Origin of the sequence: Rhizobium sp. CFBP 8762 (genome assembly GCF_014841565.1) — a bacterium.
In the GTDB taxonomy this organism is placed as follows: domain Bacteria; phylum Pseudomonadota; class Alphaproteobacteria; order Rhizobiales; family Rhizobiaceae; genus CFBP-8762.
Genome location: NZ_JACYUD010000006.1, coordinates 1 through 22,700 on the forward strand (window position 1 = coordinate 1; position 22,700 = coordinate 22,700).

Genomic DNA, 22,700 nt, shown 5'->3' on the forward strand with positions numbered 1-22,700 from the left:
CATGTCGATCGGTCGACGCAAATGGGCGCAAGGGTTCTGATCAATGACGGTTGGTATTAGAGGCCGCCTTCTCGATAAACAGGTCGTAATTGGTGGTAATAATGTTTGCCTGCCTGGGAAGCAGGATGTTCTTCCGTTCGAACAAAATACCGTCCACCACGGAAAGGAAGTCGGTGTAGTTCGCAAGCGTGTCCGTGATGGGCTGGTCGTCTATATCGGCGAGCAGGTCGACGTTGGTCTCTGCCAATTCCTCGATGAACTCGAGCGCCATTAAATCGGCATCGGCGACATTGCCGCCGATCAGAAGGTTGTTGATATCCGCCTCAATGTTTCCTGCCACTTTGATCGCGGGCATTGAAGCCCCGGACCCAATAAGGAAATTTAGATTACCGGACTGAATATAGGACTCCGTTAGCTTTCTTACGTCTTCAGGTTTGTCCGAGAGAATCAATGTCCGCGCCATATGCCAAATAGAGCGCATTCTCCAAATGCGAGCAACTGGCTCAATGTACTCGCATCTTGAATCAGACGATTTGCATGCTACTGATACAGACTAAAATTGTGCGGTATCGCGCTTGGAGCCTGCTAGTTTTATTCGATCGAGTTTCAGGCGCGGAGGGAGCGCGCTTTAGCGGATGTGATCACCCGCCATACTGACCCCGCGCTAACACCGAGTGCTTTTGCGATAAGGCGTTGAGACATGCCGTTTGAATGCATCGTTAAAATTCGTTCTCCCTGCCGTTGAGCCGCAGTCAGATGCACCAATGACGTTCGCAAAACATTGATATTCCACATTTTTTCGGGGTTCGTATTTATATCCTCCCCAATCCGCCATCGGTTTACCGGATGTCATAGGTTTTCTATAAACTGAGATACGTGCGAGCGACCGGTGATGATTTGCGGTAGTTCTCAATCGATCGCATAACCCTTCGCTTGCGATAAACGGGTTCGACGCTGGGCAATTGCAACGACCATTGCCCAATTGCAATTTGATGTGTCGCTGTATGACGGCCTTCCGCACTTCCCAGCATTTCGAAACATATATGCCTGATGCTTCAGGTATATTGCTCCCAAATCATTTATATAATTTACTATTTTAAACACATTATATATCTTCAATATTATTAAGTTATATAATTAACCCACTATCGATTTCGAAATATTATATTTCATTTCTCGTCCAGCTGAAACTTTTTCATCAGAAATCAGGTTACTGGCATAATTAGATCGGTGATTTTTCATCTAGGATATATAGTTGAGTTTATCTTCAGATAAGCAAGTAACATTTGTCGTGCAGGGGCCAATCTATCCCGCAGGCAGACTGTCCACCCAGCGCTGTCTCCTTTCTGCTCGTCAGCACTTCCCGGACAGCCGAATTGTGCTGAGCACTTGGCCGGATAGTGACGTTACAGGACTGGTCTATGATCAACTGGTGATTAGTCAAGATCCGGGCCCTATTGTATTAGAACGTGACAAACTCCGTTTGCCCAACAACCTGAACCGGCAGATTGTTGCAACTCAGGCAGGACTGGCGGAAGTTACGACCGAATTCAGCGTCAAGCTGCGGTCCGATGCTTATGTGACTGGTCGTGGTTTTTTGCAGTTTTTCGATGCCTTCCCGTTTCGCTCGGGCAAATATTCGCTGTTCGATCAGCGACTCATCATCCCAAGAGAGTTTACAAGAAGCGCGCGATCCTTTGTGCCTCTCGCATATCATCCGAGCGATCTCTTCCAGTTTGGCCTGACGACTGATCTGAAACGGTATTGGAATACAGATCCACTAAAAGGCGAAGCACTAGCCGCCTTTCAGCTGCCTGATCCGCCTGTTTTGTGGTATAAAATGTTCGATAGCTTTCGATATACAACAGAGCAGTACCTTTTTCTGGCATTCTTGCAGCGCGAGGGGCATTCGATTGATCTTCGTGATTACGGTGATGTCAGTGGTGCTGTGCCTGAACTGTCTGAAGCCTATATCTTCAATAACTTCTTGCCGGTCGAAGCTGAACTTCTTGGGGTTCGGCACCCAAAGTTTGCCAGGCGCGCACATCGCTCCCTGTTGAACGATTGTTCCGGCATCCGAGAATTTACCAGCTGGTATGTGGCGGAGCTTGCGGGCGCTGTTTCACCCGCTCCTCTCGGTTCGTCCGCGCCGGATTTGACGAGACGTTTGCGGTTGGAACGCGTGGCACGCGAGTACCTTAAACGCATCCCTGTTTTAAAACAGCTTTATGCCAAACGATATTTAGCACGGTGAGATGTATGGCGAGTTATCAGGGTATGGAGGTTGTCAAAAACCTTGTAGGTCATTCCGGCTGCGCAATTCAGCTTTGTCTTCGAGGAGATGCTTATTTCGTTCGCAAAACCTCGTCATCGCAACAGTACAATTCCAGGCTTAAAAAACAGATTGAAAAACAGATATCGTTGTCTTGCTATATCCAGACACCAGACGTTTATGATGTTGGTAAGATAGATGATCTTGCGTATTTCGACATGGAATATATCAGAGGACAGGGTTTTGTTTCGTACGCCCCTTTACAAAGCGTAACGACAATGTGCGATCTTGTAGAGCGGCTGTGTGAAGCGATTTCTACTTTATCTGCAACACGTCAGCGGGATCTTGATCCGCGGTTGTTTCTATCCAAGCTGGATGATCTGTCACGGACCGTGCCGTTGAACCCATTTTATGCAGCACATTCCAGCTTTTTGCGGCCATTGATCGACAGCTTGAAGCGTCGGCCTTGGACTGGTGTTCCGAAAACCCTCTGTCACGGCGATCTGACCGTTGAAAACATGTTGCTTACCGATGACGGCGCTATTGTCTTCATCGACATGCTGGATGGTGAACTGGAGAGCATCTGGCTCGATATCGCCAAATTGCTGCAAGATCTGCGTAGTGGCTGGTCTTTGCGCTCCCTGCTATGGGCCGGCGAAACTGCGCCATCGAGCAGACTGCTGCGGACGCTGACCCACTACCTAGCGGACGAGATTGAAACACAGATAGCCAGAACCCTTCCCCAGTTCAGCGCAGTGTCTCAAGAACTACGCGCTGTACAGGCACTGCGGGTGCTGCCCTACGTAAAGGACAGCGCAGTCTATTCGCACGTCGTCAAAGGGCTGAAAGATCTGACCAAAATGAGAGAATTTGTATGAACCACTCTGGAACAATCATTTTGCCCGTCGCTGGACGTTCGTCTCGGTTTCCGGGAATGCGCCCTAAATGGCTTTTGACGGCCCCGACCGGGGAACTGATGTTGCAAAAGTCGCTGGAATCCGTGCCCGATTGGCGCAATCGCCGCGTCGTTGTGGGAGCACTGGATGACCATCTGGATGGCCAGGGCGGAATGACCGCGTTACAGCGCGCATTCGGTGACGGGGTTGAAATCGTGCGGTTTAGTGATGTTACCAGCGGACCAGCCGAAACGGTGGAGCAAATCATACGCCGTGCGTCCATCACGGGTCCGATTTTCATCAAGGATTGTGACAGCTGGTTTTGCGTGGACGATGATGTATTTCGTGATTGCGTTTGCTATGCCGACTTACGCAAATGTCCCGATGTCAGAAATATCCCCGGTAAGAGCTTTCTCCATATGAATGAGAACGAGTTATTGCTTGGCATCATCGAAAAGAACGTTTCGTCAAACTTCATTTCAGTTGGCGGGTATGGTTTTCATGACGCAGAAATTTTTCTGGACGCATATGACGCCAATCAGACAAACGATGCTAGTGATGAACAGTTTGTGTCACACGTCATCCTCGAGGCTATCCGCACCGGCGCTGTTTTCAGCGGTATGCAGGTGACGGACTACGTCGATGTCGGCACGGTCGAGGCCTGGAATAACTTCCGCAATGATCAGGCCCTGTACATTGTTGATATAGACGGCGTGCTGCTTCGCAACGCAGGGCAATATTCCGCGCCGTTCTGGGATGATATGGATGTAGCGATAACGCCCAATATCGAAACCATGAAAAAGATGATTGCCAAGGGTGCGCAGGTTATCCTGGTAACAGCACGGCCCGAGCGTTACCGAGCCAAAACGGAATCGTTTTTGACCGCACTGGGGTTGACGTGGCATGCGGCGATTTTCGGCGTACAACACGCACACCGAACGCTGATCAATGATTTTGCCAAAAGCAATCCGTATCCGTCGGCGCGCGCCGTGAATTTGCCCCGCAATTCCGATGATCTTGAGAGCCTGTTTGGCTCTTTGCGGTCCTGATGCGGTTATCCCGTAAGACTAAGGCGTAAGCGATGCGTATAGACAATTCGGATATAACAATCGTCATGCAAGGCGGGATCGATGTTGGGTGGGACGTTCGTTACAGTGCGGACTACATGCGCAAAGTTTTGCCCGGCGTCACCATTATTCTAGCGACACAGAACAGCGCCTTGAAATCATTTGAGGGGCACGCCTCGTTCGACAAGGTTGTTGTTACCGAAGACCCGGGCCATCTGCCATCTGTCAAACTTGGCGGAGGACCACATAACGTCAATCGGCAAATTTTGTCGGCTGCCGCAGGAATGAATGCTGTAACAACCAAGTATGCGATGAAGCTGAGGACCGACGCTTATATTACATCCCGCAGAGCGCTCGATATCTGGGGCTACTGGGCGGACCAACCGTCGGGTAATAAGAAGCGTGGTGCGTCGCGTATTTTGATCTCGTCCATTTTCTCACTTAACCCCCGGTTCGATGAGCGGCTGAGCTATCACTTGAGCGACTGGGTTCAGTTCGGAACGACGGAGGACTTACGGGCCTTCTGGCAGTGCCCGTTGATGAACTTCGACGATAACACCTGGTATGAACGCAATGACTATGCGCCGGAGTCGCTATACCGCGAGAAGGAATTCAGATCCCGTTTTGCCACCGAACAATGGTTGACTCTGAACTATCTCTTTGGCCCTGAAAAGTTTCCAGTCCGCTTCCACAATGATACGAGCGAGGACATTATCAACGAATTCGAAGCACAGCTTGCAGACAACTTTATTGTGGTCCACCCGCTCGACATTGATCTGCACATGCCAAAGCACAACTACATCTACAAAAGCCGATATTTCAATTCGATTTGTCACTCTTATGAAAGCTGGAAACAGCTTGCTGTGAGCCGTGGTGCGACGGCGACGAACGATCTGGGTTTTGTGCAGTGGCCCCTGTCGTTGAAAGGCAAGCAGCGCTACGTTTTGGCGAAGCAGCGTTTGCGATGGGTTCGGCATATTCCTTTTGTGCGTTCCGCATTTCAACGATTGTACAGGCTTTGACTATGGCTGAGATCAAACGCGGTGTGTCGTCCGCCGTACCTGTCAACAGCCGATACGGCGCAGGTGGCGTGATAGCAAAAGCCTTCCGCGATATGAAAGACGGCCTTGCCATGGTTTCGCTGTGGAGCTTCCTGGGCTGGCGGCACGTTGCGCGCAACTATAGCCGCTCGGTCTTGGGACCCTTGTGGCTCACGTTGTCCATGGGGGTGATGGTACTCAGCCTTGGCCTGTTGTACTCTCAGATTTACAAGATCAACGTGGCGGAATACCTGCCGTTTCTGGCTGTGGGCTTCATTCTCTGGAACCTGATTGGCGGTTCAATTACGGAATCGTGTCATGTGTTTTCTGGCTCCGGGCATTTTATTCGTCAGACAAATCTACCCCTGACAATCTACAGCTTGCGCACCGTATGCACGCAGTTGATCATCTTCGCGCACAATTTCATCATCTACATTGTGGTAGCGCTGATCTTTCAAATCTGGCCGGGGCCGGTTATTCTTCTGTTGCTGCCAGCGCTACTGATCATTGCGATCAACTGCCTGTTCGCCGGCATGATATTGGGCCCATTATGCGCCCGCTACCGCGATGTACCGCTGATCATCGCCAGTCTCGTTCAGGTCGCTTTCTTTCTAACGCCAATCCTTTGGCGTGCCGACCTTTTGCCTGAGCGGGCATATTTTGTACGTTTCAATCCATTTTACCACTTTCTGGAGATCGCGCGCGCGCCACTTCTTGGCGGACCAATCCACATTTCGTCATGGATTGTTTGCCTGATGATTACGGCTGTTCACGGGACTGTCGCCTTTTGGATTTTTGCGCGTGTTCGCTCTCGCATAGCTTACTGGGTATAATCATGGCCGCCATTCGAATGGAACATGTCACCGTTGAGATTCCGATTTTCAACGCAAAAGAGCGATCATTACGCAGCAATATCGTGTCCGCTGCTACTGGGGGCCGGATCAAATCCGAAGGCGGAAAAAAACGGAACGTTCGCGCCATTGATGACCTCAATCTCCACTTGGAAAACGGAACTCGTGTTGGCCTGATTGGTCATAACGGAGCCGGAAAGTCGACTATTCTGCGGGTGATTGCCGGGATTTACGAACCTACTGCAGGAACCGTAGACGTTCAGGGGAGCGTAGCAACGATGTTCGATATCGGCTTTGGCATGGATGAGGATGCGACAGGTTGGGAAAACATCAATTTGCGTGGCAGGATCCTCGGACACTCACCAAGGGAAATCAAGGCACGGGCGAACGACATTGCCGAGGCCAGTGAACTCGGCGAATATCTGGACATGCCGATCCGTACCTACTCCTCCGGCATGACGACCCGGCTTGCATTCGCGATATCAACCTCCATCGACCCGGATATCTTGCTGGTAGACGAAGGGATTGGTGCCGGCGATGCAGCATTTCTGGCCCGCGCCAAGGTGCGAATGCAGCAATTTGTTGGCGGTGCGAATTTGTTGGTCGTGGCATCCCATTCCGACGATCTCCTGCGCGAATGGTGCACGACGGGGATATGGATGGAGCATGGTAAAATGCGGATGCATGGCGAAATCGAAGATGTGTTGCGCGCATATCATGACGCGGTGGACTAACAGATGTTTGACGCATTCAGCGCCAGGCCTGCAAACAGATTGGCGACCCCTGCACGAGTGGGGATTTGAATTAGCTCAACAAAAATCGAACAGGGTGGGGCCGAGTAGCTTACTGAAAAGCCGGGTCTTACCTTGCCGGGGCTGCAGACGGCGCCGAGAAGACGCATGAATCACTTCAAACATCGCGCTTATTGATTCTTTCCTGCTTATGATCAGATCGTAACGCGCCCGCCCGTTCCTGCGTTCGTCGTACAATTAGAACCTTCAAGATTGTTTGATGACATACCTCAGCAGAAATCCAGCCCAGTACGCCTTCAACAGCGCTTATCTACGGACGCGACTCATCTCTCATTTTTCGCCACCGAATAAGATATCCAAAGCCCGGACCAATCAGCATGCCTCCGATCACCCAATGAATTAGCGTCAAAGGCTTTTTATCGGGATCGTGCCCAGTAACAAACAGAAAGAGAAAGAACGCGGCCACCCCAGCAATTAACAGGACTATTGGAAAGAACACGCTTTTTTTGAAGCTTTGCATCAGACTTATCCCCAAAAGTAATGCGTTACGCCCGAAGATAACAAAACTCAATTTTTAGACAAGCTTCGTTCGTGGGTGAGCCGTTGCAGTGCTTTAGTTTAAGTACCGATGTAGTCATAGATACTCAGCTTTCAACTGAAATGGTGAAACAGAAGCCAACCGCTTAAGATCGATTGGACGCTCAGGAAGTCTGGTTATATTTTTGGCGATCGCCGCGGTTAGTGAGCCAAATCCAGTAAAATTGATAGGCTCATGAGCTTCCAAACCAATCGACTCGAAGTAATCGTGAAATTTGGTGCCATCCCCCACCATCGGGATGTTATCATCTTTGAACGTCGCCCACTCCGCAGGAATCCCGTAGGCATGTGCCACTATCAAACCATGCAGGGACGTTGAAATGATGCGTTCGCACGATAGCACATCACGGATAAAGCGCTCGATCCCCTCATCCCCAACACAAAGAATTTCTATCTCTTTAATCCCGTTTGTTGCCAGCGGGCGGCGCTGATGAGCAGTATGTCGTATCAAACCAACAGAATGGGTTTTGTCGATCTTGGGAAAGTATAACGCGGGCAGGAACGCCGCAACATCACCGAAGACCTCGTCTACTGATCCACCAGAGCTCAGAACCAATTGCCTGGTCCTCGGACCACGGACTGCCCGGTAGTCAGCATCTGGGGCAAGCTGATCCGTCATCCGCGGCGTACCAGTCCCCCACACTTTCGTTCCCTTTTTTGCAAATTTGATCACGGACCCGATGACCAGATTATGGGTGCCCTGGGGTACCATCGCAGGCGGTAGGCCTGTTAGCTTATCTACGATGTAGGGGTTGAGGACATCTCCGAAATTTCCAGGATACGGTGATACCATCCACCACAATTTCGGCCTTTGGGCTTTTGTCAAACCCTGTTCATTCGCCCGTTCTTCGAGCCCGATCCGATAAAGACTGCTTTCTGCGAAACCACGATCAAGAGGCGATGCCGACCGCAGTAAATCGTCGCAGACCCGCCGTGCTATGGCCAAATCGCCCTGCTGCAGTTCGATATCAACCCAACGTCGTTTTGCGGGCAGCTCTCCGGTCCAGTGTGGTTCGTAACGCTGCATCAGGTCACGGGTTGCCTCAACTTTTTCTTTCCCTGTGAATGTCTTACTCAGTTCAATGGCGGCATTCTGATTGCTTGGATCCAACTTAAGCGTTGTTCCGGCCAAAACCTTCGCACTGCCCAAATCCTTGGCAAGACGGGCCTCAGCTGTGAGATGCTTTAGAACGTGGACTTGCCGAGATATGCTGAGGTTTCTGACGTCATGCCGTTTAAATCTCGACACGCGATTATCGGCGTTGCCCCTAAAAAGAGTTGCGATAGATGCGTCGGGCTTTAGGTCTTCTCCTACACACACAACGTGTTTAGGCGCAAAGATTGTGATGTCCAGCTGGCGGGAATGGGAGCGCCATGCTTCCTCCAGAAAATAACCGTCCGTCGCGCGCAGTCCCGGATCTTGTTGCTGGATTTCCAACATCCGATCAATGAAGTTCAGGGACGCTTCGCTGTATCCAAAATATATTAGTGTTGAAGCAAAATACCTACTCGTTTGTTCACTGTCGAAGCCGTTTAAATACGTAAAACCGTGTAGGAATGCGCCGAAATCACAGCCAGCATTTTCCAGGAAACGTGGCTTGCGGACGATCCGGCTGGTCGCGTCCATCCAGAAAACAGGGGCTCGATGTTTCTCAAGCGAATCCCTATAGAATTGTATTTTTCTACTGCAGATGTCATCCCATGTTTCATCGTCGCCAATTGGCCATTCAACAAAATCATACTTTAATCCAAACCTGCTGCAGTCCTCAGCCAGAACCTTTGCACTGTCCCGACGACGACCTCCAGCGCATGCGCTAATAATAATCGGTGTTGTCGGCTCCGGTGAGCCAGACGCGTCCATCTTGACAGTCGCATCAAAGTCTTCTGGCATATTAATTCTTTTCATCATCGGATGGGTGAAATGCGTGGGACAAGGTAGAAGTTAATTTAAAAAAATAATTGTTGAAACGGCGATTTAGTTGCGTTTCAAAAAACCTGTTGAGCTCTTGGAGCATTTTTGTCTCATTCTGCAATTGCTGCTGTTGCCAAGCTTTCTTTCTGTTCTTACAATTTGGCAGCGCTCGTCGAACTCGTTGCCAAGATACTGCAAACAACCTACGTTGGTCGCCTTCCCATGGGTGATAAAAGATTTGTCAAAGCGCACACTTTATGAACTAACTCAAATCGCAGCGGAACAACGGTGGCGAGATATCATCTCAGCTACTGCCGACGACGAACTTCTAAAACGTGAGCCTCGGATCATATCGCTCAGACTAGAAGCGGCACTGGAAGCGGGAGACGATCGTGCTGTAAACCATGCGGTGGAGATCGCAACAGTTGCCAGGATGCGTGCGGAGCAACGCTATGCGACGATACGACCCCTTCTAAAATTCACACGTCCCGCTGAAGCGTGGACTGTTTTGTCGGCTGATTTGGAAATCCGGTCACATCCCGGCTTTGTGAAACAGGCTTCCCGGGTTCTAAGGTTTGCGAAGGGTCATCGTTCCCTTCAGACTGCCATTCGCGCCTGTCTCATCGGTATACTACCGACAACGATTTGGCCGCGGAAGTCGGCTTATACTTATGAAGACAACATTCATTTGACGTCGCGCGCATTTGGAACCGTTGATGTTTTCAGATCCCCGCAGGTGGAACAGAAGCACGTTGAAGGTCTGCTCTCACAGAGGAATACCTATTACCAACGAGCCCAGCAACCGCGCCAGCCTAGGATTGCCGAGTATCGCGATGTATTTATTGATCGCCATGGTCAGGTATGGTCTGAAAATGAAGACATCATTCTAACAACGGGTCAGCCAAAACCAGCAATTGATCGTGAACAATGCGTCACTGTGGACTTGGCGGTTAGCGGTCTACGTGGGACCCGGGGAATATATCATTGGCTAGTCGATGACATGCCGCATTTCGCATGGGTTAATCCAGCACTGGGACATTCTGGTCTTACTGTATTAATGGCAAAAGACGGGCCGAGCTTTGAGCAGGACAGTCTGCATCTGGCCGGATTCAGTAGCGAGCAGATACACTTCGTCTCAGATGTCGTCTTTGTGCGTCGCCTATTATTGCCAAGAATTAGCCTCGGTACGCTTCGTTATTGGCCCAAAATTGGAGGTATCTACGAAGCTATCGCGCGCCAAGCGAATTTGCTGGCCGAGAAAAATGCATTTGACGCGCCGACGAAGATTTATATTTCGCGACGTGACGGTGTAAGGCGCCCGTTGACCAACGAAACTGAAGTTGAACGCTATATGCATACGAAGGGTTATACAGTTGTAACGATGTCCGAGCTGCCGCTATGGAAGCAGATTCACATTGCCACAAAAGCGAAAAGCATTGTTGCACCTCATGGTGCGGGTCTCACGCATATCATCTTCTCCAAGCCCGGAATGAAGATACTCGAACTTCTTCCGATTAAAGATGGAAGCTATTTGCTCCGGTTTAATTATGCTCGGCTATCCATGGTTTTGGGACATGACTATCAAGCGTGGCTCGAACCCCAGCTGCCCCTCACTGAGCCTTGGAGTGTAGACTTCGATTCATTCTCCAATTTCTTTGAGCAATGGGATAATAAGATGTCTGTAACGGGTGACACCCAAATTAAGCATGCCGTATCATAGCCTTCTCACTGGAAACCAAGCGCTGCAGCACCAGTTAACTCGTGTAAACGAAGGCGAGTTCGCATGTGCAATCTCTATAATGTCAGCACCAATCAGGAAGCAATTTGCGCACTGACACGGACGTTCCGAGACATGACAGGCAACCTGCCCCCGTCCCTTGATGTTTACCCGGACTGCCCTGCCCCGGTTGTTCGCACTGGCGAGGATGGTAAGCGCGAACTCGCCAACCTGCGCTGGGGTATGCCGTTGCCCCCGCAATATGCAGGCCCACCGATCACCAACATTCGCAACACCGCATCCTCGCACTGGCGGCACTGGCTGGGGCCGCAGAACCGGTGCGTGGTGCCTGCAACAACATTCAGCGAGTGGGAAGATACCAAGCCGAAGAAAAACCAAGCGCTGGTTTGCGATCAATGAGGATCGTCTCTTGTTTTTCTTCGCGGGGATCTGGACCAAATGGCACGGCCAGCGCAAGAAGGCCGAAGGGCCGATGGATCATAAGATATTCGGGTTTTTGACAACCAACGCAAACGAGGTAGTAAAGCCGATCCACCCTAAGGCGATGCCGGTTATTCTCACCACGCAGGATGAAATCGAAACGTGGCTGACCGCTGAATGGTCACAGGCCTCGCATTTGCAGCGCCCGTTGAGTAAGACAGATTTGAAGTTGCTGACAAACGACGATGGTTGGACCATCTAAGCAGGTAAACAGTGAGCCAATTTTTTATAAAATTTTTTTCGGTATTCTTCGTTTGGTTATCGTGCTTTTCTTCCGAAGCCAGTTCTTTCGACCAAAATTTTATGGAGCCCCGAGACGAAAAATGGGCGCGCGTTTCTAAAATCCGTGGTGCTAAGCTGGGCGTTAGACCGGGCCGTCCTATTGTACTCGGCGATTCGCAAGCTGCACGTTGGCCTGCAGCTTTGCAGATTGCTCAATTTGGAACTGATTTTGTGAACCTAGGCGTGGGCAATGATCGCATTGAAAACATCTTATGGAGAGTGAACCAATATGACATCCAGAAAGCGAATGCCCCTTTCATCTTTGTATTGATGGGAACTAATAATTTCAAGACAACTGATCAACCCGAAATCATTGTTGAGAAGATACTAGCGGGCCTAGATGTAATCCAACAAAAATCGCCGAATTCCGATATCTTAATTAGTGAAATATTCCCGTGGTGCGGCGATATTGAACGGAATAATAATATTAAAAAAGCTAACGACATGTTGGATTTGTTTTTACGTGACAAGCCTTATACATTGGTTAGGTCTTACGAAAAATTATACTCGAGCTGCGAAACTGATCCGAAAGAATTATATCACGACAAAATACATCTGAACGAAGATGGATATGAATTCCTCGGAAAATCCTTGCAGTTGGCATTGGAGATAGAAAGTATTGGACAGCCTAGGAACTAGCCAAACTATCCACGAGTCTGAACGTCTGATCGTCACCTATCGAAAATTAGATCCAGCTTCCAAAACGCTCGTCATTACATTTTCTCCTGCAATCGAACGGGGTGAAACCTCGACCAAAATTGGCTTTGGTGAGCGATTTCTGAGCAACCTCGGTTACGATACGATCTGCTTTATCTCAAACGATAATCATTGGTGGCAAGTGCCTTCAATGCGAGAGGCTGTAGATCTTGCTGCAAGTTTGTCCAAACAATACACAAATGTTGTGACTTATGGCGTAAGCATGGGAGGCTATGGAGCGCTTCTGTATTCCAAGCAGTTTGGAGCGCAAACGGTTATTGCAGCGGTTCCTCAGTTTACCATTGACCCTGATAAGGAACCATATGAACAACGCTGGGCACACTTCGCAAGAAGGCTGACCTTCCTATCTGACAATCTTACGGACGGTCTTCTCGACGGAAGCAATGTGTACCTGCTCTACGATCCTCTCTTCAAACCCGATACGCGACATGTAAGTCTCATTGACAAGGACCGTCGATTCAATCGGATACCAGCCTCTTTTGCCACACATAGTGTCACTCGATACTTAGCTCGGCTCAAAATTCTGTCCCCCTTGGTTCAAGATATCCTAAAGGGCGACGCTGATGTACCGGGCTTTATAAGAACATTACGGAGCCTGCGACGCCATGATCCAGAACTCTTACTTCTCGCAAGTGAGGCGCTTGTAGCTAAGGGGAAGACAAAGTTGATCCACCGTCATGCAAATATCGTGGACGAATCGATGTTTTCAAAAGCTGGTGACCTTCAACGAGTAGCGAAGGTCTTTATCCGGGCTAATCAACCGTTGAAGGCTGTCAAATTTTTGACAGCGCTGTACGAACGCACAAAAAATGAGGACGCCAAAAGAAGAGCGCTACGCTTAATAAGCCGGTTCATCGCGATGAATAAGGAAAACTTAAATACGCACGTTGCTTCACTGATGAGCGCCGCTGAGAAGCTCGAGGACCAAATGCTCATTGCACGTATTTCACGAATTTTGAAGCGCCAGTCGAACATATAGCCCTGTGGGTCAATTTCTGTTGTCAGAAAGCAACCGCAGGAATGGGAACTCCGATGAAAAATAATCTATTAACTTCATTGTTTGGAGTCCTTATTGTCGTTGCTGGGTGTAGCGGAGCGCATGCTACTTCCTCAAATATCTTTGATTATCTAGTGATGAACACATGCTTAGATGTTAAAGGAAACCCAACTTCCGAAAGTCCCTTAGAATGCGATATAACAGCACAGCGGGATGTAACTCCAAGTGATTACTTATCTTATGTCCATTCGGATTATCCCGAAAAGACCAAAACTGTGGGATGCCAAGACTTTGGCCCATCGCAACGCGCAGCCTTCCCACTCCAAAGCTATGGCGAAGATCAATCTGGAAAACGTTACCCTTTGATTGTAGCTTGGACGGATTACCCACCTCGAAAACAGCCCTGCGGTTTTGGCAATTTTGACAGCAGAGATACGGCCACTGTTTTGACAGTTGCGGATGATTTTGCCAGTCTCATCGGCGCCTTTCACCATAAACGCTGGTTCTTGACGGTTGGAAATGGCTACCGTTCATTTGAAACGAAGGGTGTAGGCCGATTTCTGGGGACGTGGTCGTTCCCCGCTACAGTACCACCTTTGGGGATTGTGGGCTGGGGGGTATTTGACCGCAAGACAAAACCGTTTTCATCGGACGCCTTTGACGAAAAAGACTTCCCCGCAAACGATCCAAAGTTCCCTTTGACCAGAACGATACAGTTTTGGAAGCATATTGAATATGCTTATGGAACACCTGATCATCGCACAAAACCGTTGAGTACACTTTTGCATATACCCTTCACCCAGATCTCTACGACCGGCGATGCTCCTGGGGAGACGAGAGGATCGGAGCACTTCTATCTAACGCGCGAGCTGGGTTATGTGACACGTTGGGAAAGCTGGGCGCGGGAAGACGGAAACAAGGATGTGATGGGCTTGGCGAAAAAAGCGTACGCAAATCAAAACTGCTCTCTTCCAGCGACTGTGGAAGGCAACGTGACTGAACACCTTACGGTTGGCCCAGTAGTAGAGGACCCTGTCGAAGGAGTCTATCTGCAGACCATCACCACAAAGAATGTCAGCGGTGTAGCTACATCACACAAATGGTACATGACCGGCTGTCACGATTTTAGCAAAGTGATAGCGGTCGCTCCTTATAAGCCCACCGACAAGGTTAACGAGGATACGTTCGGTCGAAACTTCCTCAGACAATTTCGTGCTCATCAGTGAACTGGTTTTTCCGTTTGAACGTACCCAAGTCTCCCGTCATTATTTGAAGGCCGTCGTAAAGGAAGCCACCATACGGCATTCCAACATCTTCAATATTAACGACCCTCCCCAGCTCGTCATTCACAATTGTGATTAGAGATTTTCTGAGAGAGTTTTGGTCGACCCACCACGCGGATTTCGCGTTGATTAAGGCGCGCCCCAGATGACGATGCATGTCGTCTGAAATACGCTCTGCGATCAACTGGCCGCGTTCAGTATCGAACAATGCAAGAAACGCCGCGTTGATTTGTGACCAAGGCAATAATCTGGGGTATCGATAAATTGTATCATGGGGAAAGCGGCTTTGTTTTAGAACGCGCACATGATCGTAGATGCGAAACCCGACGTCTGCAGCATCCCAGGCTTTCGCATTGATGACTTCATCCGGGTTAACTCGAAACAGTACGTCGATATCCGTCAAAAAGACGCGGGAAGCAACGTGCTTGAGAAACTTTGGAGCCTGCAAAAACCGCATGCTGGCATAATAGGTTGGCATCCGCGTGTATTTGAGGTCGTTGCTTTCAGAGGAGATAGAGACGTTTTTAACACCGGACAGGCACTTGTCCGCAGCATCCAGTGCTTCCTGATGAGATGATGCCGAGAGATGGAAATGGATGCGAGTTTGGTTGCCTGAATTTCGTAGTGAATTGGAGTAGAGCAGTGCATATCGTTCAAAGTACTTCACGTCCGCACAAACCACAAATGCAGTATCGGTATGCTGAACCCCGGAAAAGTCGGCCCTTCGATCAGTGAACGACTTTCTATGATAGGCATACAAATGATCGTAAAAACTGGTCGCACCGGTCTCCGCGTACAAAGTGCCACTGAGAATGCTATTTCCGTACGCTTGCGCAGCGAGAGCTTCTTTCTGCTCCAGGAGCAAGATGCTACCTCGTACGATACTTGCGTCTGGACCATCGTCGTCGCCCAAGCACGCGGAAACATGCTCTATAACCTTAGCTTGAAACTTTGCATGCGCCCAAAAGCGTATTGTTTTCGCGCACTGCTCAAGATAAGCCTTTGCCACCTGAGCGTTCTTTCGTTTTTTCACAATCTTCGAATAATAATATCGGAGAACTGCCAGCTTGATTTCCTCGTCATCGGGATAGCTGTAGAGGAAGATGGTCTTGTCTCTTGCCAGAGCACTAATGTCTTTCGATTTCGCAGTCCGCAGAAAGACAAGAACCTCCTCAAGGCTCACAGGCGCGAGCCTGCCAACCTTCACTAGCAGAGACTGGGATTTTATTCGGACAGCGATGAGGAAGGAAAAATATCCGTTGCTTGCGAGCGAAGGCGCAAGATCCTTTACGGCCTCCGCTACCTGTGCAGCGAGAGAAGCAAAATCGCTTCGAGCCATTACCTTGTTAATTGTAGCAATGAAATCACGAAGAAAGCGCGGGTCATCTTGCGCGGCGGTCTTCGCCAGCTCAATGGCGGAGACTGCCTTTCTGGTCAGCAAGGACAGATAGATTCGCAACTGCGCGCTGCCAGGCAGGTGGCCCGCGACTTCGACAACTTGTTTCAGGGCGTTCGCAACCTTTTTGTTCGCGGATGCATCCTTGACCTGCCGACTGTATTTTTTAGTTAGAAGTTCCTTTGCAGTCTCGTTGACCAGCCGTAGACTGGTTTCTTGCAGTTGAACATCGTTCGTCGCGGTAAGTGCGGAATGAAGGTGTTCTATAGCGTCAATTGGGCTATTAACTGCTCTGTAAAGCCGCGATAAAAGAATTTCTGCCTGCGCTTTATCTGCCCCTGGCTTGAAGTCGATCTGCTTTATGCCTGCAACGGTTTTAGCTATTTCCTGATTAATTGGATGTCTGGCACTGTGACGGCTAAGAATTGATTTAACACTGGCAGATATATTACTAATTTCCGATGAAGTGTTCATTATCCGCCTCGTCAATTACTTAAAACATCATCTGCCTTACATAACGGCCTATCGCCTTCAAGGTCAAACTTAACTGCACAGCCAAAATGTAAAAAAAGCCCCACAGCCGGTTAGGGCCACAGCGGGCGGGGTTTCTAAATTTATCAGTGCCGCCGGACCCTTTCTTATACGCCCATCAGGCTGGCTTGCGTGCTTTTCAGTGGACTGGGTCAAATCTTGCAGGTTGGCAATTATCAGTTCTGCATGCCGGTAGGACACTATCTGACTTTCAATTAAATCAATATTTAGCGCTGCGAGATCGGAGATAATTGCGAGAGCGAGAATCTGGCGGGCTGATTTGAACTGCCTGGCAAAAGCTGCCTATGATACAGGCGTTCTTTTTGAGGCCGAGTTCGACGTCAAGAAAGTTCGAGTTTCTTAATATCCCCGACATTCACTAACCGAGAAGTATTGCCGTATTTGGCATAACTGATCTCTGAAAGTTACGATGTCCCGAAAGGGTTAACTCGAAAAGGAGACGGATAAGCGGGGCGGCGACTCCTGAAAAAGTTTGATCGCACTATAATCCTAAGTCGGTCTCACTGTTATACAAATCGATACTTACAAGAAGATTGGCGACCCCTGCACGACTCGAACGTGCGACAACCTGCTTAGAAGGCAGGTGCTCTATCCAGCTGAGCTAAGGGGCCGTTGGTAGCACATTCTAAACACAATACCGCTTAGAGAAAAGCGATCAGTGTGTCCATGGCTGCTGGCGGTTGAAACGAAAGTTGTCCGGATAAGATACCGTCTTGCGGGTCGGCTCCTTGGGAACCATGACCCGGTACTCAATCCCGTTACGCTGTGCATAAGCAACAGCAAGCTCTTCGGTTTCAAACGTAAGTTTGATCTGCTGCTGTGTATCCGTGCTGCTTGTGTAACCCATCATCGGATCAATCGAACGCGGCGAATTCGAGTCGAATTCCAAAACCCACAAATGCGTCTTAGCTTTGCCAGACTGCATTGCAGTTTTCGCCGGACGATAGATTTTCGCTGACACGTTTTGATACTCCCGCTACGGTCAAATTTGTAATTCTAATTAGCCCGAAATTACAAAGAGATCAACACTCATCAATTGCCAAACACTGGCCTCGACAAACTGTCATGGAGGTCATCAACAAAGGGTCTGCTCAAAACTACAAGAGATGTTTTGATACCAAGACGTGGTCGGAGTGGAGAGATTCGAACTCCCGACCCTCTGGTCCCAAACCAGATGCGCTACCAGGCTGCGCTACACTCCGTCTTTGTCGATGAGGGGGAGATACACATTTCCTCAGCGCCGTGCAACAGCTAAATTCGTTTTACAACCACTATTTAATTCAATCTTTTAATGTGCGCGCTTTCAACGCGGCTACCCGGTTTCAGCATCAGTTTTTTTGCGATGCCAGTGTTCAGTTCCAGCACAAATCGCACCAAACCGCCGGAATCAATTACAGTTTCAGACTGTGGAACGGCATTGTGTTTGACAGAGGTAACAGTCCCATCCTCATTGATGAACAGCATATCAAGCGGAATAAACGTATTTTTCATCCACATGGTTACGCGGCGGGACTCATCAAAATCGAACAGCATGCCCGCGTTATCCGCCATATGACGACGAAACATCAAACCTTGCTGACGCTGACTATCCGTTAAAGCCAGTTCCACAGTAAACTTATGAACCACTCCCTCCGGAGAGGTGACGGTGAGTTGTTCCTGATTGAATGACTCTGCTGCATGACCTTGAACGAAGGGCATCAAAAACAGCAAAAGCGCCACAGGGGCGCTTTTCAAGAACGAAAAAAAACGAGTCATCATCTAATGTGCCCTACCCGTTGGTGCGCCGATATCGGGATAAATCTCAGCAGCCATCAACCCCTTGTCGCCGTTTCCAAATCGGATGAGTGCAACTTGGCCGGGACGAAGTTCGGTCAGCCCGAAGCGCCGAAGCGTTTCCATATGGATAAAAATGTCTTCTGTGCCCTCGCCCCGCGTAACAAAGCCGAAACCTTTTGTGCGATTGAACCACTTTACGATAACACGCTCGAGACCGCTTGTCGGCGTAACCTGTACATGGGTACGAACAGGCGGCATCTGCGAAGGGTGTACGGCGGTGGACTGGTCCATCGATAAAATGCGGAATGCCTGATAGCCACGATCACGCTTTTGAATCAGTGCGACGATCCGCGTGCCTTCCAGCACCGTCTGATGTCCATCCCGCCGAAGACACGTGACGTGAACCAGCACGTCCTGCATACCGTTGTCCGGCACGATAAAACCGAAGCCTTTACCGACATCAAACCATTTGATGACGCCGGTAATTTCGATGAGTTCAGCGGGGTCGCCATTGAAATCACTGTCATCAGCGATCTCTTTGGATACAGTCCTGTCCACCATTAGCCGCCAACCCTTGATATCACTCGCACCCGCGGTACGGTTAACTGATTCTTGACGGGCAAGATAACATTGGCCCACCATCGCTGCGCAAGCCTTAGTTTCCGTTTCCGTACTATTGCTTTCTACTGTTGCAGGCTTGCCTCTGCCCCCATCTTCTACCATTATCGAAGCGAAGCAAATCAGGAATGTTAGCAATGCGTTACTTACATACGATGGTGCGGGTCAACAATCTTGACGATGCCCTTCACTTTTATTCCACGTTGATGGGTCTGGTGGAAGTTCGGCGTTCGGAGAACGAGAAGGGCCGCTACACACTTGTATTTCTTGCCGCACCCGATGATCTGACAACGGCACAGGCTGGCATGTCTCCCTGCCTGGAACTGACATACAACTGGGATACAGAAGACTATCAGAGTGGACGCAATTTCGGTCATCTGGCGTATGAAGTGGATGATATTTATGCCTATTGCGCGCATTTAATGCAGCAAGGTATCATCATCAACAGGCCGCCACGCGATGGAAACATGGCTTTCATTCGCTCGCCTGATGGTATCTCAATCGAGATCTTACAGAAAGGCGACCGCCTGCCCCCTCAGGAGCCTTGGGCTTCCATGGAAAACACAGGCTCCTGGTAAGGTTGGTGTGCCATATTCAGTAAGCCACAGGCAAATCTGTTTTGTAAAACACAGTTTTGCCGCATTAGGTGGGAAAAAGCGCATCAATGTTATGGTTGTCGTTTCATGACAGCGGGCGTTGAATGCAGTCTGCATGATGCAATCGTTAAGGCGCCGTTAACTATTGAATGGTTATCGGCATTCTCGTTGAGTGGCATATCGCGTGTCATAACTTGCAAAAGTGCATGCTTTCCGATCGCGGATGCAGCACGGACGATATTGGAGCACTGACTTTGCAACTCATTCAGAAACGCTCGCGGCATTACCGACATCTTACGTGTGGGATGATGCTGGCAGTTTCTGTAACGACGCTTTCGGGATGCGTTTCCGCAGTCGGCTCTGATCCTGAAACAAGCGCTTTGGCGTTGCCAACGCCGACTACTACGCCCGCGGTTGCAGCTGAAAATCCTTCGGCGCAGCCGAAGCAAACGGCGGACGCTGCAGCCACATCGACGATAGCGTCGACCCCAGCGCAGGCATCGTCGAAATCCGGACCGTCCGAACCGGCCAATATTGCGCTCCAGTCGACCGGCGTTCAGGCGAGCAACAGCAGTATTTTCGCTGTTCAAAATGCGCCCGTCGCCCCGGTAGCAGGCCAGCCAACGGCTCCCGCCTCCGTCCCTGTTCCAGGCGTCAACCCGGCGGTCAACAGCCTGTACAAACCCACCCAACCAACAGGTGCTGATGAGGCCAATTCCGTTCCCTTGAAGGGCGCGGGCGTCATGCCGAAAAACGTGCATGACACACCGGATACCACCTTGGTAACAAGCACAATTCCAGTGCCCCTGCCATCGCCAGCGGTACAGTCTGCGCAGGTGGCCTCTTCCTCGTTGACGCCAACAGAGCCGGTTTTGACCGCTCCCGCACCGCAGGAAAAAAGGCGGCTGACACTGGCCAGTTTGTTTGCCAGCAAAGCGCAACCAGCCAAAGCCGCTTTTAATGAAAATCGGTTTTCATCTGCGACAAGCGGAAAGACGAATCGAGCAGGAGCTTCTACGGGCTATGAGGGGCTTCCCGGCGTACACGCAAATGCCATGTTCTCGACAGGCACACGCGCTGCTTATCCGTCTGTCAACGGCATGCCGTCGCGCAACATCGAGGTTGCCTCTCTATCCGGTTTGGCTCGGTTGGCACCCAACGGGCTGATCGTGCAGACCGAGAAGGTTGAGACGGGATGTTTTACGCCACCGTTGATGACCATCCTCAAGCAGGTTGAATCGCATTACGGCAAAAAACTGACTGTGACCTCCGGCTACCGTAATGAGGTGCAGAACGCGTCTGCTGGCGGAGCGGAACACTCGCTGCACACATCGTGCCAGGCAGCAGATATCCAAATTCAAGGCGTCGATAAGTGGGAATTGGCCGAGTTTTTGCGCTCTATTCCTGGCCGGGGCGGCGTTGGTACCTATTGCCATACCGAATCCGTGCACATCGATATTGGCGAACAACGTGATTGGAACTGGCGTTGTCGCCGTCGAGCAGGCTGACAGACATTCAATAGTGCCTGCAGAACCTCATAACGATTGGCCTGTTTTCAGCCCATTGATACCATTGAAAATTCTCGCAAATTTTTCCGATATTTTGCTATTTAGCGCTTGCGAGAATCTTTCAGTCTGCATATAACGCGCCCACACAAGCCGCACGCGCCCTTCGTCTATCGGTTAGGACGCCAGATTTTCATTCTGGAAAGAGGGGTTCGACTCCCCTAGGGCGTGCCACTTTCTATTGGTTTGATTTTCTACGATGTCACTTCGTTACAGAACTTCAGTTCTGCCCATTTTGATTTGTCCTTCCGTAGATTGAGGGTGATCAACGAGTTGGACTCCGTGGACGCACCCACGTCCTAGCAAGCCGGGTTGGCTTTCCGTCAGCCATACAACCCTTTTCAATAAACAAATATCTGTGCGATTCCTCCGCTCATTTTTGGCGCAGTCCCGTAACCCTGTGCGCACGATTTCTACGCTCAGCAACTGTTCACGTAACCGATAAATTGAGCGGTTGTTTTACACCGGCCATATCCGCGACCTAGCGTGTCAGTCCAGTGCACCCCTACAGCGGATCAATCCTGAACGCTTGTGCTTCCATAAATCCTTACGCGGCAATTTAAATCTGATATATCAGATAGGACAAAAACCCTTCAGTCGTTAATCACTGATATATCAGCATTGGAGAGCCTTGAATGATCATTGAAGATGGCGGCATATCGCAGACGCACGAAGCTCACACGATCCTTGAAGCCATGATCGTGACTCTCAAGCTGAAACCCGGGGAGTTGGTGACGGAAAGACAGTTGTTCGAGCTTGTGGGGCTGGGACGGACGCCCGTTCGAGAGGCGATACTCCAGCTATCGTGGCAGGGTCTGGTTGTCGTCAAGCCGCGTGTTGGCTTGATGGTCACAAAACCGGAGGAACACGATGCGGCGTTCAGTATGGACGTCCGAAAGCAGCTGGAGCCGAGTATTTCCGCTTTGGTTGCCGCAAATGGATCTGAATCTACGCGTCGCAATTTGCTTTCCTGCGAACAGGTTTTGACAAGCAGTTTGATCACGGGTGATATCGAGGCATACCTTCAAGCGGATCAGAACTTCAGCCAAATTTTTGAAACGGCCTGCCCGAACCGATTTTTGATATCGGCGGTGAGATCAGCCCAGTCGCATACGCGCCGGCTTTGGTTCATTAAGGCATCGGTGGAGCGAATGGATCGTGCCGTGCAAGGCCATATCCGAGTCATTCGTGCTGTGCAGCAGCAGAACGCTGTAGACGCTTTCAATGCGACGGTGGCGCGGATGCAAAGCCTGGCAGAAGACCTGACTGCGTGACCATGTTCAATGCGGGTTGACTGTTAGCTTTGTGATTCA

19 protein-coding genes, 3 tRNA genes and 1 pseudogene are annotated in these 22,700 nt (G+C 50.0%); 15 read left to right on the top strand and 8 right to left on the bottom strand.

Annotation, left to right across the window (positions count from 1 at the left end):
• Positions 1 to 40: 40 nt before the first annotated feature.
• Positions 41 to 355 carry a hypothetical protein gene (locus IFT84_RS14050; RefSeq protein ID WP_192120427.1) on the bottom strand — a complete coding sequence of 105 codons (315 nt, stop codon included), beginning with the start codon at positions 353 to 355 and terminating at the stop codon, positions 41 to 43.
• Positions 356 to 1,255: 900 nt separating this feature from the next.
• Between IFT84_RS14050 and IFT84_RS14060 the strand changes: the two genes are divergently transcribed.
• From IFT84_RS14060 to IFT84_RS14085, 6 genes are read left to right on the top strand one after another with little or no spacing between them, the layout of a single operon-like run.
• Positions 1,256 to 2,254: a WavE lipopolysaccharide synthesis family protein gene (locus IFT84_RS14060; protein WP_192120431.1), complete on the top strand. Its 999-nt coding sequence runs from the start codon at positions 1,256 to 1,258 to the stop codon at positions 2,252 to 2,254.
• 5 nt (positions 2,255 to 2,259) lie between these two features.
• Positions 2,260 to 3,150, top strand: coding sequence for a phosphotransferase (locus IFT84_RS14065; RefSeq protein WP_192120433.1), 891 nt, complete (start codon positions 2,260 to 2,262; stop codon positions 3,148 to 3,150).
• 56 nt (positions 3,151 to 3,206) lie between these two features.
• Entirely contained in the window at positions 3,207 to 4,217 is a 1,011-nt protein-coding gene (locus tag IFT84_RS14070; RefSeq protein ID WP_192120435.1) for a hypothetical protein, read from the top strand.
• Between the two features lie 32 nt (positions 4,218 to 4,249).
• The gene (locus IFT84_RS14075) at positions 4,250 to 5,257 is read left to right on the top strand and encodes a WavE lipopolysaccharide synthesis family protein (RefSeq protein ID WP_192120437.1); all 1,008 of its coding nucleotides are present in this window, start codon (positions 4,250 to 4,252) and stop codon (positions 5,255 to 5,257) included.
• A 2-nt stretch (positions 5,258 to 5,259) separates the two neighbouring features.
• Positions 5,260 to 6,108: an ABC transporter permease gene (locus IFT84_RS14080; protein WP_192120438.1), complete on the top strand. Its 849-nt coding sequence runs from the start codon at positions 5,260 to 5,262 to the stop codon at positions 6,106 to 6,108.
• Positions 6,109 to 6,110: 2 nt separating this feature from the next.
• The gene (locus IFT84_RS14085) at positions 6,111 to 6,860 is read left to right on the top strand and encodes an ABC transporter ATP-binding protein (RefSeq protein ID WP_192120440.1); all 750 of its coding nucleotides are present in this window, start codon (positions 6,111 to 6,113) and stop codon (positions 6,858 to 6,860) included.
• A gap of 652 nt (positions 6,861 to 7,512) precedes the next feature.
• On the opposite strand, the gene IFT84_RS14090 is transcribed toward IFT84_RS14085, so the two are convergent.
• A complete protein-coding gene (locus tag IFT84_RS14090) occupies positions 7,513 to 9,366 on the bottom strand; it encodes a polysaccharide pyruvyl transferase family protein (protein WP_192120442.1) in 1,854 nt (617 codons plus the stop codon).
• 88 nt (positions 9,367 to 9,454) lie between these two features.
• Here IFT84_RS14090 and IFT84_RS14095 point away from each other — a divergent pair, with 88 nt between their 5' ends.
• The 5 genes and pseudogenes from IFT84_RS14095 (at position 9,455) to IFT84_RS14115 (ending at position 14,827) form a co-directional block, all read left to right on the top strand.
• Positions 9,455 to 11,107 carry a glycosyltransferase family 61 protein gene (locus IFT84_RS14095; protein WP_192120444.1) on the top strand — a complete coding sequence of 551 codons (1,653 nt, stop codon included), beginning with the start codon at positions 9,455 to 9,457 and terminating at the stop codon, positions 11,105 to 11,107.
• A 63-nt stretch (positions 11,108 to 11,170) separates the two neighbouring features.
• Positions 11,171 to 11,807: pseudogene (locus IFT84_RS14100) on the top strand (SOS response-associated peptidase).
• An 11-nt stretch (positions 11,808 to 11,818) separates the two neighbouring features.
• Positions 11,819 to 12,526: a GDSL-type esterase/lipase family protein gene (locus tag IFT84_RS14105; RefSeq protein WP_192120446.1), complete on the top strand. Its 708-nt coding sequence runs from the start codon at positions 11,819 to 11,821 to the stop codon at positions 12,524 to 12,526.
• On the top strand, positions 12,507 to 13,583 hold the full coding sequence (locus IFT84_RS14110; protein WP_192120448.1) for a hypothetical protein: 1,077 nt from the start codon (positions 12,507 to 12,509) through the stop codon (positions 13,581 to 13,583). Before IFT84_RS14105 ends, IFT84_RS14110 begins: the two co-directional genes overlap by 20 nt.
• A 53-nt stretch (positions 13,584 to 13,636) precedes the next feature.
• Positions 13,637 to 14,827 carry a hypothetical protein gene (locus IFT84_RS14115; RefSeq protein WP_192120450.1) on the top strand — a complete coding sequence of 397 codons (1,191 nt, stop codon included), beginning with the start codon at positions 13,637 to 13,639 and terminating at the stop codon, positions 14,825 to 14,827.
• Here the strand turns inward: IFT84_RS14115 and IFT84_RS14120 are convergent.
• From IFT84_RS14120 to IFT84_RS14145, 6 genes are all read right to left on the bottom strand, one after another.
• Entirely contained in the window at positions 14,802 to 16,754 is a 1,953-nt protein-coding gene (locus IFT84_RS14120; RefSeq protein WP_192120452.1) for a hypothetical protein, read from the bottom strand. The genes IFT84_RS14115 and IFT84_RS14120 overlap by 26 nt on opposite strands.
• Positions 16,755 to 17,366: 612 nt before the next feature.
• Positions 17,367 to 17,443 (bottom strand) — tRNA-Arg (locus IFT84_RS14125).
• Between the two features lie 44 nt (positions 17,444 to 17,487).
• Positions 17,488 to 17,793 (bottom strand): NADH dehydrogenase ubiquinone Fe-S protein 4, encoded by a 306-nt coding sequence (locus tag IFT84_RS14130; RefSeq protein WP_192120454.1) that lies wholly within the window; start codon positions 17,791 to 17,793, stop codon positions 17,488 to 17,490.
• Positions 17,794 to 17,957: 164 nt separating this feature from the next.
• A tRNA-Pro gene (locus tag IFT84_RS14135) sits at positions 17,958 to 18,034 on the bottom strand.
• A gap of 73 nt (positions 18,035 to 18,107) precedes the next feature.
• Positions 18,108 to 18,590, bottom strand: coding sequence for a DUF192 domain-containing protein (locus IFT84_RS14140; RefSeq protein WP_192120456.1), 483 nt, complete (start codon positions 18,588 to 18,590; stop codon positions 18,108 to 18,110).
• Entirely contained in the window at positions 18,591 to 19,169 is a 579-nt protein-coding gene (locus IFT84_RS14145; RefSeq protein ID WP_192120458.1) for a cold-shock protein, read from the bottom strand.
• Positions 19,170 to 19,363: 194 nt separating this feature from the next.
• On the opposite strand from IFT84_RS14145, the gene IFT84_RS14150 reads away from it, so the two are divergent.
• The 4 genes from IFT84_RS14150 (at position 19,364) to IFT84_RS14165 (ending at position 22,661) form a co-directional block, all read left to right on the top strand.
• A complete protein-coding gene (locus IFT84_RS14150; RefSeq protein WP_192120460.1) occupies positions 19,364 to 19,804 on the top strand; it encodes a VOC family protein in 441 nt (146 codons plus the stop codon).
• A gap of 326 nt (positions 19,805 to 20,130) precedes the next feature.
• Positions 20,131 to 21,330: a D-Ala-D-Ala carboxypeptidase family metallohydrolase gene (locus IFT84_RS14155; RefSeq protein ID WP_192120462.1), complete on the top strand. Its 1,200-nt coding sequence runs from the start codon at positions 20,131 to 20,133 to the stop codon at positions 21,328 to 21,330.
• 156 nt (positions 21,331 to 21,486) lie between these two features.
• Positions 21,487 to 21,561: transfer RNA gene (locus IFT84_RS14160), tRNA-Glu, on the top strand.
• 461 nt (positions 21,562 to 22,022) lie between these two features.
• Positions 22,023 to 22,661: a GntR family transcriptional regulator gene (locus IFT84_RS14165; protein WP_192120464.1), complete on the top strand. Its 639-nt coding sequence runs from the start codon at positions 22,023 to 22,025 to the stop codon at positions 22,659 to 22,661.
• Positions 22,662 to 22,700: the final 39 nt, after the last annotated feature.